At 40.8% G+C, this 12231-nt stretch carries 10 protein-coding genes and 1 pseudogene; 9 read left to right on the forward strand and 2 right to left on the reverse strand.

Features of this window, described 5'->3' with window-relative positions; all coding sequences use genetic code 11:
• Positions 1 to 3 precede the first annotated feature (3 nt).
• A complete protein-coding gene (locus CXF69_RS13780; protein ID WP_157822714.1) occupies positions 4 to 2652 on the reverse strand; it encodes a MobA/MobL family protein in 2649 nt (882 codons plus the stop codon).
• 262 nt (positions 2653 to 2914) lie between these two features.
• Between CXF69_RS13780 and CXF69_RS13785 the strand changes: the two genes are divergently transcribed.
• The 8 genes and pseudogenes from CXF69_RS13785 (at position 2915) to CXF69_RS13815 (ending at position 9325) form a co-directional block, all read left to right on the forward strand.
• Complete coding sequence (locus CXF69_RS13785) at positions 2915 to 3256, forward strand: hypothetical protein (RefSeq protein ID WP_101204326.1); 342 nt, start codon at positions 2915 to 2917, stop codon at positions 3254 to 3256.
• Between the two features lie 198 nt (positions 3257 to 3454).
• Complete coding sequence (locus CXF69_RS14375) at positions 3455 to 3625, forward strand: hypothetical protein (RefSeq protein ID WP_157822713.1); 171 nt, start codon at positions 3455 to 3457, stop codon at positions 3623 to 3625.
• Between the two features lie 329 nt (positions 3626 to 3954).
• A complete protein-coding gene (locus tag CXF69_RS13790; RefSeq protein WP_220455961.1) occupies positions 3955 to 4908 on the forward strand; it encodes a replication initiation protein in 954 nt (317 codons plus the stop codon).
• Between the two features lie 84 nt (positions 4909 to 4992).
• Complete coding sequence (locus CXF69_RS13795) at positions 4993 to 5208, forward strand: type II toxin-antitoxin system RelB/DinJ family antitoxin (protein ID WP_045448298.1); 216 nt, start codon at positions 4993 to 4995, stop codon at positions 5206 to 5208.
• 8 nt (positions 5209 to 5216) lie between these two features.
• Positions 5217 to 5503 (forward strand): annotated as a pseudogene (locus tag CXF69_RS13800) (BrnT family toxin).
• Entirely contained in the window at positions 5490 to 5786 is a 297-nt protein-coding gene (locus CXF69_RS13805; RefSeq protein WP_227522864.1) for a hypothetical protein, read from the forward strand. The pseudogene CXF69_RS13800 and the gene CXF69_RS13805 overlap by 14 nt, the downstream one beginning before the upstream one ends.
• A 135-nt stretch (positions 5787 to 5921) precedes the next feature.
• Entirely contained in the window at positions 5922 to 6890 is a 969-nt protein-coding gene (locus tag CXF69_RS13810) for a DNA-binding protein (RefSeq protein WP_101204323.1), read from the forward strand.
• A 1508-nt stretch (positions 6891 to 8398) separates the two neighbouring features.
• Positions 8399 to 9325, forward strand: a complete 927-nt coding sequence (locus CXF69_RS13815; protein ID WP_058025953.1) for a cation diffusion facilitator family transporter — start codon at positions 8399 to 8401, stop codon at positions 9323 to 9325.
• A 186-nt stretch (positions 9326 to 9511) separates the two neighbouring features.
• Here the strand turns inward: CXF69_RS13815 and lnt are convergent, their stop codons facing one another.
• Positions 9512 to 11080, reverse strand: a complete 1569-nt coding sequence (gene lnt / locus CXF69_RS13820; protein ID WP_101204322.1) for an apolipoprotein N-acyltransferase — start codon at positions 11078 to 11080, stop codon at positions 9512 to 9514.
• A 239-nt stretch (positions 11081 to 11319) separates the two neighbouring features.
• Here lnt and CXF69_RS13825 point away from each other — a divergent pair, with 239 nt between their 5' ends.
• Positions 11320 to 11964 (forward strand): DUF411 domain-containing protein, encoded by a 645-nt coding sequence (locus CXF69_RS13825; RefSeq protein WP_102083188.1) that lies wholly within the window; start codon positions 11320 to 11322, stop codon positions 11962 to 11964.
• Positions 11965 to 12231: the final 267 nt, after the last annotated feature.

Here is a 12231-nt window from a genome sequence, read left to right on the forward strand (position 1 = left end):
CGCCTAAAATGGGCGTGGTGAGGAGTAGCGGCGTGTTTGTGCTTGTTCATGCGCTTGGATGGCGTTCTTCGTTTTTTGCAGGTGATCTGTCACAGTTTGTGTGAGCGTTGCCCCATCTATGGTGATAGCAGGAACGTGCTCAAAGCGCTCATTGATTTTCGTTAACACCTCGACCTTATCTTGATTGTCAGGCAAGCGCTCAAGCTGTTGCCATAGCGTCGTTGCTGCCTTCTGCACCTGCGTTGCAATTTTTTTAGCATCGGTGTCTCGTAAACTTTTTTGTAGTGTCGTAAAGCTGTCAGTGTGTTTTAGAGTAGTGAATATAAATGCTTGTGCGGCAACCGCCTCAGCCGCGTTGATCACTTCGATCGGTGCATCAACGGCCTTAAAATCAAGGGTATTAACGCGGTTACGCACCCGTACCACTAAATTGTCAAATCGATCTCGATATGCTTTGGTCTCATTGATTCGCTGACGCTTAAGAGATGCCTGCTGCCGCCTCTGTTTTAAGGTTTCTCGCCGCCTGATCAAAGCCTCCTCTCGTGCGCGCTCAGCCTCTTTCTTAAGCTTTGCTTGCTCATGCGCTTTGTTGAGCTGATATTGCAGCGCCATAGTACGGCTGCGCCAGTCCTCAAGCCGATCTGCATTCAATTGAGTAGTCTTGGTACTTATGATTTCATCGTATAAATCATCATCTTGCACGATCACCGCCTCACTTTGATCCAGTAAGGCGATACGCTGCTCATAAAACGGTGATAAGCGCTGATAAGTCTTTTTACTGGTATTAATTTGCTGCTTTAACTGTTTGATGTCTTCATTATTGGTGGTCTTAAACGCTTTAACATCAGCGGCCAATGCCGTCAAACGAGTGTCAGCATCCGCGTCTATCTCTACCGCTTTTAACGTACTGAGCGCCTCACGTTCTTTTTCAAGGTACTTAAAGCGCTCAACGTCCAGATCTGCAAATGCAGCAAACTTATGATAAGTATCCATGTTATTGGTGATATCTATCTCTTGTAGATCCGCAAACGCTTGATCCCACTGTAAGGATAAGTCGGATTTTTCAATATCAATCTCATCAAGAGCTTTAAAGCCAGTCGCCAGTTTATTCAGCTTTGCGGCAAAGGGTTTTAGCGTGGCCTTCAACCCTTTGTAGTCAGCAATGACTTCATTATTAAGCGGGATCAGCTTTTCTAGCATCGCTTTATTATTCAGCACTATTTTATCAATCTGTGACAGTTGCTTCTCAAGACTTGTAACGGCGCGGCCTGTTTGTAGGGTATCATCTTGTCTAAACTCCTCAACCAACACTAAAGCCGTCTTTAGTGCCTCACTTTGCTCTTTTGTGCTTATCTGCCTGGCAAGCTCAATCATTTTTTGGCGGGGGTCACTAAAATCCTGTCCCACCTCCTCGGTGAACCGCTGGGTACTCTTAATGTTTTTATCAATGGTAATAATCTGTTTAGACTGGTGCGCTAACTCTTCATGCAGCGCATCAATGGTTGAAAATAAGGCGCTGCGTACCATCTTTTTTTGACTCACAAAGTCGGCTGAGATTGCTAAAAGCTCATCAAGTGCGTGATCATTGGCCGCATCACTATGCGTCTGACTGTTACTTTTAGGGATAGCGGGTTCAAGTTCAACGGCAGGATCTACAAATCGGATATTACTGAGCTCAATTCGCGCAAAGGGTTTACGCTTTTTATAATGTATTGTGACGCCGTTAACCTCTTGTTCATTGCTTTCTAGGTCAATACGTCCCTTGTCGTCGTACTCAATTACTAAACCATTTTTTTCAATGTAAGCATTGATCTCATCAATCGTCTCGTTGTATTCGTGAATCACTGAACGATTGCCTTTGAGAATATCCTTATATAGTGATTTACCCAGTTTCATTTTTGGCAAACGATTGATGCCCAGCTCACGGTAGGATTTCTCACTAATGGTTTTATTCTTAGGCAGTAGCTCATTGGCCATATCCGCCCAAAGGGTGCGTTGATATTTAAGCTCATCGCCGCGTCCGTTTAACCCCTTAGATAACCGCTCCTCCGTTGACCACTGCAACCAATTCTTGCGTGCTGATAAAGCATAACCCTCAACATCCGCTACTATCTCACGGCTTGAGAGTAAAATATGGGCATGAAAGTTACGACTGGTCAGCTCAACCACTTCAACCTCCCCCACATGTTTCTCGTGACTGTGGGGCCGATGAATGGCCACATCGACAAGCACGTTATAGCGATCAGATAAGGTTTGAGCGTAGCGCTCGGCCAGAACTATACGCTGATCCGCGGTGATCCCATCAGGAAACATCACATCAATCTCAGTACCCAATTGCGCGTTTTTACGAGTCTCAATGCGTTCGATATCATTCCAAAAACCCTCACGTGTCACTGCTAGATCCCCAGCAAGAGTTGGCGTTATCAACGCCGTATGCACCACATTTTTCTCAACAACTTGCGTGTATTTAGTACCATCACTGTCCACTAAATTTAAGATTTTGTCTTTAGCTTTACTGGTGTAATCGTGGACGACTCCTGACTGTTCATCAACCAGTTTTGAGCCAGAATTATAAGCCGACTTTGCCACCACGCTATGATTTTTCGCCTTACTAACGGCGCTAACCGACAAATGAAACCCTTTATTATTCATAGCAAAAAAACCGAACATTGAGAGATGATTTTTTGGGGGTTGTAGGGGGTTCGCCCCCTGCCGAACGACGGAGTTTATGTAAAAAAATAGCGCCCCTTGTGGGCCTTTTTTATATAAACTCCTAAGTTCGCTCTTAACAGAGGGTTAAAATACTACTGCGCCCACGAAACGATGTGGTCTTGTGTATTTTACTACCTTGCATCCCTATGTGTACACTGCTAGGATCAACTCTATCATAGTTGGCTAAAAAAAGGATGAGGTAATGTCAGTAATATCAGATGATTTATTCGCAAATAAGATTAAGCAATTACAGGCTCTTAAAAAAGAGATTGATCAGGACAGGCTTGAAGCACATAAAATATTGGGGGAGTGGTTGGCCAACGCATTAGACGATGATGATAATCATGAACTGCAAGCTATTTTTTTAGACGCACACGATAATGAAAAATATGTCCGTTTGAAAAAGCACCGTGAGTTTTTAAAGTCAATTGCTCATAAGATGCAAGGTGAAGCTAAGGAAACACCAAGCAGCTTTACACCACCTAAAAACAGTCAGGACAGTGACCACGGTTCATTGCTTGATATTTATTCATCATCACAGTAGCTACTCGAAATCGCCTAATTGAAGGTACAGCTGGATCGTCTACTAATTAGCGAAAGGTTAGGAGACGGTTATCGGCTGTTTTAAGCGTTTTAAAATGGTTTTAGCTACCATCATATCGGAAAGAGCGTAAAACGCATATAAGAGTATTTTTTATGCGTTTTAGCAATGCTTTAAGATGTGTTTACAGAGGTGTCGATAATGACTATTGAAAATGAAGACGAGTTATCTACAAAAAATGAGACTGATACTGAGAGTATGAAAACAGCGTTGGACAGAATTACAGATGAAGACATTCAAAATATCTTTGACCGTGCTTTTGAAGATCTTCAAAGATCTAAGCTTGATCCGAACCATGCGAACGTGGAATAACATTAAGTAAATGGACAATTGCATTCTGAGCTACTGATCAGTTTTACAAGTGATTGGTCGATCAAATTATCATCTTAAATCCGTCGGTTTTTTGGTTTTTTCCTTATTATTTAAAATAAAAATATATTTTTTACTTTTAAAAACTTTTAAAGACTTTTAGACAGTCTGTAAGCTTTGCTATTAAAGGGTTACGCACTCTATTATGCTACTTTTATCCCGCATTATGCTACTTTTATCCCGCATTATGCTACTTTTATCCCGTTTAAATGCTACTTTTATCCCGCATTATGCTAGTATCTTAAAGTAACTAGCATAATGAGGTTGTCATAATGAATGATGTCGAGCTATACGAAAAAAAATATCCTGAAAAATGGATTGTTATGCAGAATAAAATTACTCAAGCTTTTAGAGAGATGTCTATTGATGAGAAGCGCATCATTATTCTAGCGAGCCCATTGGTTAGGGTTAATAATGCTACTGAAAAAACACCGATAGAGGTTGCGTCTTCTGAATTTGCTAAGCTTAGCGGAATAGATAGAAACTCGGCTTATAAGCAAATGAAATCAGCTAGCAAAAAATTAATGAAGCGTACATTCATTTATGAGGATAAGGATGGTGATGATACAGAGGTTCAATGGCTAATCAGGTCGAAATATGCAGATGGCTATATATCGATGCATTTTACAGATGAGGTAATATACTTACTTCAGGTTTTTGATAAGTTCAACCCTTACACTAAATATTTAAAAGAAGATATCTTAAACCTCAAATTGACTTACTCGTTAGACCTTTACCATCTAGCAAAAAAGTCTGAGGGGAAGGGTGGTTTTTCTATGACTTTAGATCAATATAGGCAAGAACTTGGCACGCCTAAGTCGTATGAGCGCATCAACAATTTGAAAGAGAATGCAGTTGATGGGCCCATAAAAGAAATTAATCAGAAAACCGACATCAAAATCACCTATGAAAACATCAAACGTGGGCGCACAGTTACAGGTTTGACATTCACCGTCAAGGCCAAGCCAACTAAGAAAAAAGGACAGGAGGGCCTAAATCAGAATAATGAGGATAGAGATATCCCACCTCTAACCGTTAAGCAAATTGATCGTTTTGCCCCTTTGTTGGCTAACTACTCACCGTTTGGTAGTTACGCACCATCAGGTAAAAGCACTCAAGAAGTTATTAGTTGGTTACACACTCAATTAAGAGATGAGGCTTTTTTAAAGACCCACAAAAAGCACTTACTGGCGATAGGCTATACGTTCCCTAAGCAGAAATCATAGCAAAGAAAAAAAGAGTAATTGAGCTAGCGTAGCCTATACAAATGGCTTATATTATATGTACATAAATAAGCCAAAAGTGATGTTATGACGACAACTAATTATAATATTAGGCTCGATCAAGAGCTAAAAGAAAATGCTTTTTCGGTATTTGAAAGCTATGGATTAACACCGTCTCAAGCGATCAAATTATTTTTGACCCAAGTGGCGCAAACCAATAAAGTGCCACTATCTTTTGAGTATCAGAAAGTAGCAGCTGTCAGTCAAGATGAATTGCCAATCTATAAAGAGCATACTGATTGAGAGAAAAGATGAGTATTAGATTTGAATGGGATGAACAAAAAAACATCACCAATCAGTGCAAACACCGTTTATCATTTGAGGCAGCTACCCGGGTTTTTTAGATTCTTTATGCCTGCGTCAGCAAGACAGGTATGAAAATGGTGAGGAGCGGTGGCAGGCGCTGGGTACAATAGACGGCATAGCAGTCTTATTAGTAGCCCATACGCAGACAGACATAGATGGTGGCGAGGTTATACGCATTATCTCTGCTAGGCGTGCCACAAAGAGTGAAAGGAGACAGTATGAACAAAGTTAGCTATCACATAGACGAGTTACCGCCACTAACCGCCAAGCAGCAAGCAGATTTAGAGCATTTAGCCACGCTTAGCGATGACGACATTGATCTATCCGACATTCCAGAAGCCACCGACTGGTCAGGTGCTATCCGTGGCAGTATCAGAACGCAAGCGTCCTCTACGGAACCCAGTGTCATCAGCCCAAGCATCCTTGCTAAGTTTAAGGATAGAGCCAAGCAAACAGGTGGTGACTATCAAGAAATGATCAATAATGCGCTAGAAGAGTACTTAACTGATCACTAGCCATAATTTAACGACCATAGCCTCAAGATTACTTGAGGTTTTTTTACATCTTGCATTGTAGTATGTTGTATGTTGTATTATACTATATACATATAATACAACATATCTACTCATACAAAGTTAAGGACAATTATCATGGCCATCACTACCCCACAGATTCATGCCACTGCTGAGCAGCTACAAGAGCAGGGTATTAAGCCTACCCTAGCCGAAGTGCGTAAGGCGCTAGGTGGTGGTTCATTTACGACCATCAGTGAAGCCATGAAGTCTTGGCGTCAGGATAATCAAGAAGAAGAGCAGCTAAGACAGGTTGAGCTGCCAAGTGGCATTGCTGAGCGCTTACAGTCGCTTGGTGCGGATATGTGGCAAACGGCTATTGATATCGCCAATGATCGGTTGGTGAAAGAGCGTGAAGCCCTAGAGAGCATTAAGACCAAGGCACAAGCTGAGACAGACGAGGCGCAAGAGGCGGTTAAGACCCTAGAGAGTGAGCAAGCTGATCTGTTAGGGCAGCTCGATGAGGTCACAGCAACCGCAGAGGCAGCCGCTATCACCGCAGCTCAAGTGACTGCTGAACGTGACACGCTGATACAGACACTCAGTGATACTCAGCACGCGCTTGAGCTTGAACGAGCTAAGACAGATGCAGCCCAAGCTCAACTTGCAGATCTGCGCCATACCCTTGATCAGCAGTCAAAAGAGTTAAATGCCAACCTATCAAAAGTGGCCACGCTTGAAGCCACTGCTAGTAGCGATAAAGCAGAAATTGCACGTCTACAAACAGAACTGACAGTGACTAAGGGTGAGCTAAAGACAGTCACCACTGAACGCAATGAGATAGCGACTGATACGGCAGAAGTCAAAGGAGAGTTAAAGGCCATAGTCGCTGAGCGTAACAAGCTATCAGGACTCAACGATCAGCTGACCCAAACACAGGCTAAGCTTGAAGCTGAGCATAGCGTACTGAATAAGCAGTATAGCGAGCTATCAAGCCATCACCTATCGGAGCAAGAACAAGTGACTCTGTTACAAGATCAACTTAAGAAAGCACAAGATGCTCTGATACTTATTCAAAACAAAGATAATGCTTTGGATGCTGATTAAATAAAAGTATTCGAGGTTTCAGTTTAATTAGAATTTCAAGATAAAGAACAGTTATGAGTGTGAAAGATACTTTGCCCAAGACATAGATCTCGTTCTATTCACACTAAGCTTATGAATCAACCATGACAATATCGACTCACTGAATAAGTGATTGTTGTATATTAACTATTCTAAATTTTTCTCTGGACTCTTATAGTATATAGCCGAGTGGGCTATATACTACTTAAGTTAGCCTAAGTGAATTTATGCTGATTTTGGAGCCTTGAGCAGATTTCAAGGAACACTCACCCTAAAGCGTTTATGAGTAAAAAAATACTCACAAACGCTTTAGTGCATTCCTTGGATTTGATGTGATTAGTCATGCCGACTTCATCGCCCATCGCGTCATCAAGACCGTATCACTGTATCAAGCTACGGTTGTTAAGATTACGGCTGATAGCACCGCCTAGACACGCTCTTAACCGCTACTGTGCTGTCATACGCTAGCAAGGGCCTAAACCCAATATACCGCTACGATATGCACAAGTAACCACTCATTGCGTTGCTCTGATCCTTTGTCTAGTCACCCCTGTAGGGAGCTCACCCTTATGTCAAACGCAGTCGTCACCGAGGCCTGCCACCCATTTGACGGGTAACGGGTACAGAGAGAGCAGCACGAAAATGTAACGAGCGAACAAGCAGTTTTTAAAATGTATAGTGAATAAAGTTGATATGAAAGCAAATTTTGGATAAAATGCACCTACACGGGCATTTAATGCTGTTCAAATAACGCAGTTCAGGTGCTTATTTGTTCGTTACAGTGTGCGTCAACACGCTGTAACCGTTAGCTATATTTAAAACTAAATGCCTCTGGGAGTCAACTCCCAGAGGCATTTTTTTGTTTGTCATATAGATTGGGTTTTTATTATCTACTTTTTCATTAGATTGCTTAGGCTTTTTTTGTCGTCATTTAGCGTAGGTATTTCAATCATTTTGAAGTTAGCACTTAGTACATCCTCACAAGACGTTAAGTTTCTGACAATACTGGGATAGTTTACTATGAAGACCGGCTTAGTCGTCAGATGCAAGGTTTTACACGCGCTGTTAAGAAGCGGTAAATCATCTTTCTGAGAGAATACGATAATGAAAAGACAAACCTACACTCCTGAGATTAAAGAACGCGCCGTTCGTATGCTGATTGAAGCATTAAACGATTACACCTTTATGTGGTCATGTCATAAAAAGCACACTAATGAAACTATACTAACCAACATTCAAGACTAAGCTACACATACTAAAGAGCTTGAACATGAGAACAAGAAGCTTACGTAAGCCAGTTAGATTACAGTAAAATCCGCTTTTTTCGCCCAAGGAGAGATAGGACACACAATCAAGTTGTGGCTCAGTTTATTGATAAAAATAAGTGGGTCTACGGTATTAGAGCAATATTGACTGTGCAATATAGAAAATATGCAATAAACTTATTTTCTACCTTTAATAAAATGCAGCAACCTAAACAAGGGTAAATTATGAGTAATTCAGATAACCACAGTCATCAAGCTCCAGACCCTAAAAATATGAATAAAGCTTTTTATATTGGGATTGGTCTAAATTCTGCATTTACGCTCATCGAGTTTATAGTGGGCTATTCAACTAATTCATTAGCTTTAATCGCAGACGCTAGCCACAACTTAAGTGATGTTGCCAGTTTAATAATCTCGTTAATTGGAATGAAATTAGCACAGAAAGCATCTACTACGCTTTATACCTATGGCTACAAAAAAGCTTCTATAATGGCGTCTCTTATTAACGCCATATTGTTAGTTACAATCGTTATAGGTATTGCGTATGAGGCCTTGGGTCGATTTGATACGATACCGGAAGTTGCAGGAAAAGTTATTATTATTACAGCTCTAATAGGTGTATTTATAAATACTGTTTCTGCTTTTGCATTCTACAAAGGTCAAAAAGACGATATTAATATCAAAGGTGCTTTCTTGCATCTAATGGTAGATGCATTGGTCTCTGTAGGTGTCGTTATCTCGGGCATTATTATTTACTATACAAGTTGGAATATCGTTGATCCTCTAGTTAGCTTGATTATTTCAGTCGTTATACTGTTATCGACTTGGGGTCTACTAAAAGAGAGTATCAAGCTTGCTATCGACGGAGTACCTCAAAATGTTGATCTCAGTAAAATCACTGCTATCTTAGAGAGCTATAATTTTATTCAAAACTTTCATCATTTACATATCTGGGCTTTGAGTACCACTGAGAATGCTCTTACAGTTCATATTGTACCGAAGACCGATATAACGTTTGAAGAGACTATTACTATGAAAGAAAACATCAAGGAAGATTTGGCGCATCAGAATATACAACATGCAACTATTGAATTTGGTACTAAGGCAGATGACAATCAAAAATCGCGTGCATTAAATGAAAGTATCAACTAAAAGATGATAGACCGTATATAGCTATCTCTTTTTAAGTATGAGGCGCGTGCCTTATGTCAACATAATTTTTTCAATCAGTTCTTATGTGATCAATAGTTTAAAACTTTTATATTTACGTGCGTTAGGACGTTACCTAGAAAAAATAAAAAACTTACGCTGATTAAATTATTATGATTAAGTTTACTATTACCCTCGTCTTCTAAGTGTGGTTAGACCTTTGCCAAAATAGCTTAGTAGTAATAACAGGGTTATTATTATCAAGATAGGATAATTTCCCATAAGCATAAAGGGCGTGTTACCAACCCGTGCCTGTATCTCACCACGTAGTACAGTACGCTCAAACTGCGGTGCGCGTTTTACAATACGACCTTTATGGTTAATGATAGCGGTAACACCAGTATTGGTCGCTCGAATAAACCAGCGCCCGTTCTCAAGCGCGCGCATTTGTACCATTTGCAAATGTTGCAATGGTCCTGCTGAAGTGCCAAACCAGGCATCGTTAGAGACGGTCAACAAAAAGTCAGTATCGATGGCATTTTTACGCGTGGTATCTGGATAAGCTACCTCATAACAGATAGCCGTCCCTATATTGTGTTCACGCACCTTTAGCGGTGACTGCTGATCACTACCACGACTATAGCTCTTAATATCCTGACTACCGGCCAAACTTGGGAAAATATCGAGCACGCCTTCAAATGGAATATACTCTCCAAAAGGCACTAGACGCTGCTTCTTGTATAGGCCTTCCGCTTCTACACCTCGAGCAATCACGCTATTGTAAAATGGGGGATACTTATCCGTACTGGCATTGAATGCCGCTTTATCCTTATAAGGGATACCAGTTATCCATGTCGTATTGGTCGCATTGGCCATTTCTATCATTTCACTAATAAAGCCCGCAGCCTCATCCTGAAACATCGGAATAGATGATTCAGGCCACACCACCACATCACGTCCCCACTCAGTGCGCGTTAACTTCGCATAAATCTTTAGCGTTTCTAATTGATATTGCGTCAGCCACTTTATATCTTGTGAAATATTACCTTGAATCAATGACACTGACAGATCAGGTGTGCCCTTAGGTTTTGTCCATTGCGGATTGACCAGCCATAATGATGTGCTAATGGCTAATAACAGTACAGAAACGACGGCATAACTACTGCGTCGAAGCAGTAGCTCTACTAAACTTGCAGCCAATAGTATGGCAACAAAAGAGACGGCAAAAACACCAGCAACGGGTGCTAAGGACGATAACCAATACTCTTCAGTAAATGCATAACCAACAAACAGCCACGGAAAGCCTGTGAATAACCAAGTTTTTAACCATTCTTGTAGCACCCAAAGAGCAGCAAATGAAAAGGGTTGTTTGCCTACCATACGGTTAAAGACTAGTGCTAAAAATCCATGAAACAGTCCCATACCGAGACCCATCAATCCAATCATAATCAATGCGAGCCACGTTGGAGTATCGCTATAATCATGGATGGCAGTATAGAGCCAAAAGCCGCCGACGCACCATAGCCCCATACCGTAAGCTTCACCGATAATAAAAGCGCGACGACCACTCATATTTGGTACCAACAGCGCATATAAAATCGCTGGTGACACTATTGCTAGCGGCCAGAACCCATGAGGCGCTAGCGCAAATAAAAAAATAGCCCCTGCAAGCCATGCTGCTACTAGCGTAAACCATAGCGGTAATTGATTTGAGTGAGTACTCAAACGCTTTTGTAGATTAATAGTAGACAGGCGCATCGCAAATTATCCAAAATTATGAGTTTTGAATTTTTAGTCAAAATCCAAAACTCGGATAGACCTGTTAATACTACAGGCAGTATTTTAAAATAAAAACTGCTTATGATACCAGTCCGCACTGCTCAATGGATAAATTTACGTACTCCGTTTGATGGGTTATTATGCTACATTACCAAACGATATGAAGTGTTACTTGACCTTCTATAGCTCACAATATCTACAGTACATGAGAGAGCACTATGACCCCCTTAAAAATAAAATCCAGTCTTATATTCAATCGTTATCTGTCTAAGGGGTTGCGTAGTACGTTAGTATTACTTGCCGCCTCATCACTATTTGCTTGTAGCCAACCGAGTAGTGGCGTATCTGATGCAAGCACAACATCGGCATCAACTGAAGATGTTTTGGCTGTTCCAAAGACAGCTGAACCAAACGTTATAAATACTCCTATGATGACATCAGTAAGTAAACCAGACCTACTAAAAAACGTCTCAGCCACTGTCTATAAAGATGCCAATTGCGGCTGCTGTAAAGAATGGATAAGTCATGCAGAAGATAATGGTCTAAGTGCAACCGCGCAAGATGTTGCGGACTTAGCCGTATTTAAAGAGCGCTACAGCGTTCCAAATGAAATGCGTTCTTGCCATACTGTAGTCACTACGGATGGTTACGTCTTTGAAGGTCATGTACCCGCTAAATATATGGCGCAGTTTTTAGAAAATCCGCCAGTACAAGCTATGGGTCTTGCCGTACCTGGCATGCCTGTTGGTAGCCCGGGTATGAAGTATCAAAATAAATTCATGCCCTATCAGGTTATGCAACTCAATAAAGACGGGACGACCCAAGTTTATGCTGATATTGAATCGGTAGAGCAGCAATTATAGTGTGTTAGCAGTTAAGAATACTTTGATTATAGTGTTAGCGTTAAAAGCGAATGAAGCAAGTATAAGACTGTTCTATTGCTTATAAAATGATTCTTCATCAAAAAATTCATTAGCTATTGCGACTTTAAAATTAAAAATAACTTTGAATTTGTAACTTTTGATGACAATGTAAGCGGATTTATCGGTTATTAACCCTTAAAATAGATAAATAACTAAGGGTTAATACAAGAATATACAGGATGTATCGAAACAATTACGTAATATTAC

It is taken from the genome of Psychrobacter sp. Choline-02u-9 (assembly GCF_002836505.1).
Lineage (GTDB): Bacteria > Pseudomonadota > Gammaproteobacteria > Pseudomonadales > Moraxellaceae > Psychrobacter.

What these genes read in the sequence shown, in the direction of transcription:
- CXF69_RS13790 (WP_220455961.1), top strand. Translation starts at nt 3,955, where the DNA reads ATGAATGATGTCGAGCTATACGAAAAAAAATATCCTGAAAAATGGATT.
- CXF69_RS13810 (WP_101204323.1), top strand. Translation starts at nt 5,922, where the DNA reads ATGGCCATCACTACCCCACAGATTCATGCCACTGCTGAGCAGCTACAA.
- CXF69_RS13785 (WP_101204326.1), top strand. Translation starts at nt 2,915, where the DNA reads ATGTCAGTAATATCAGATGATTTATTCGCAAATAAGATTAAGCAATTA.
- CXF69_RS13815 (WP_058025953.1), top strand. Translation starts at nt 8,399, where the DNA reads ATGAGTAATTCAGATAACCACAGTCATCAAGCTCCAGACCCTAAAAAT.
- CXF69_RS13780 (WP_157822714.1), bottom strand. Translation starts at nt 2,652, where the DNA reads ATGAATAATAAAGGGTTTCATTTGTCGGTTAGCGCCGTTAGTAAGGCG.
- CXF69_RS14375 (WP_157822713.1), top strand. Translation starts at nt 3,455, where the DNA reads ATGACTATTGAAAATGAAGACGAGTTATCTACAAAAAATGAGACTGAT.
- CXF69_RS13825 (WP_102083188.1), top strand. Translation starts at nt 11,320, where the DNA reads ATGACCCCCTTAAAAATAAAATCCAGTCTTATATTCAATCGTTATCTG.
- CXF69_RS13795 (WP_045448298.1), top strand. Translation starts at nt 4,993, where the DNA reads ATGACGACAACTAATTATAATATTAGGCTCGATCAAGAGCTAAAAGAA.
- CXF69_RS13805 (WP_227522864.1), top strand. Translation starts at nt 5,490, where the DNA reads ATGAACAAAGTTAGCTATCACATAGACGAGTTACCGCCACTAACCGCC.
- lnt (WP_101204322.1), bottom strand. Translation starts at nt 11,080, where the DNA reads ATGCGCCTGTCTACTATTAATCTACAAAAGCGTTTGAGTACTCACTCA.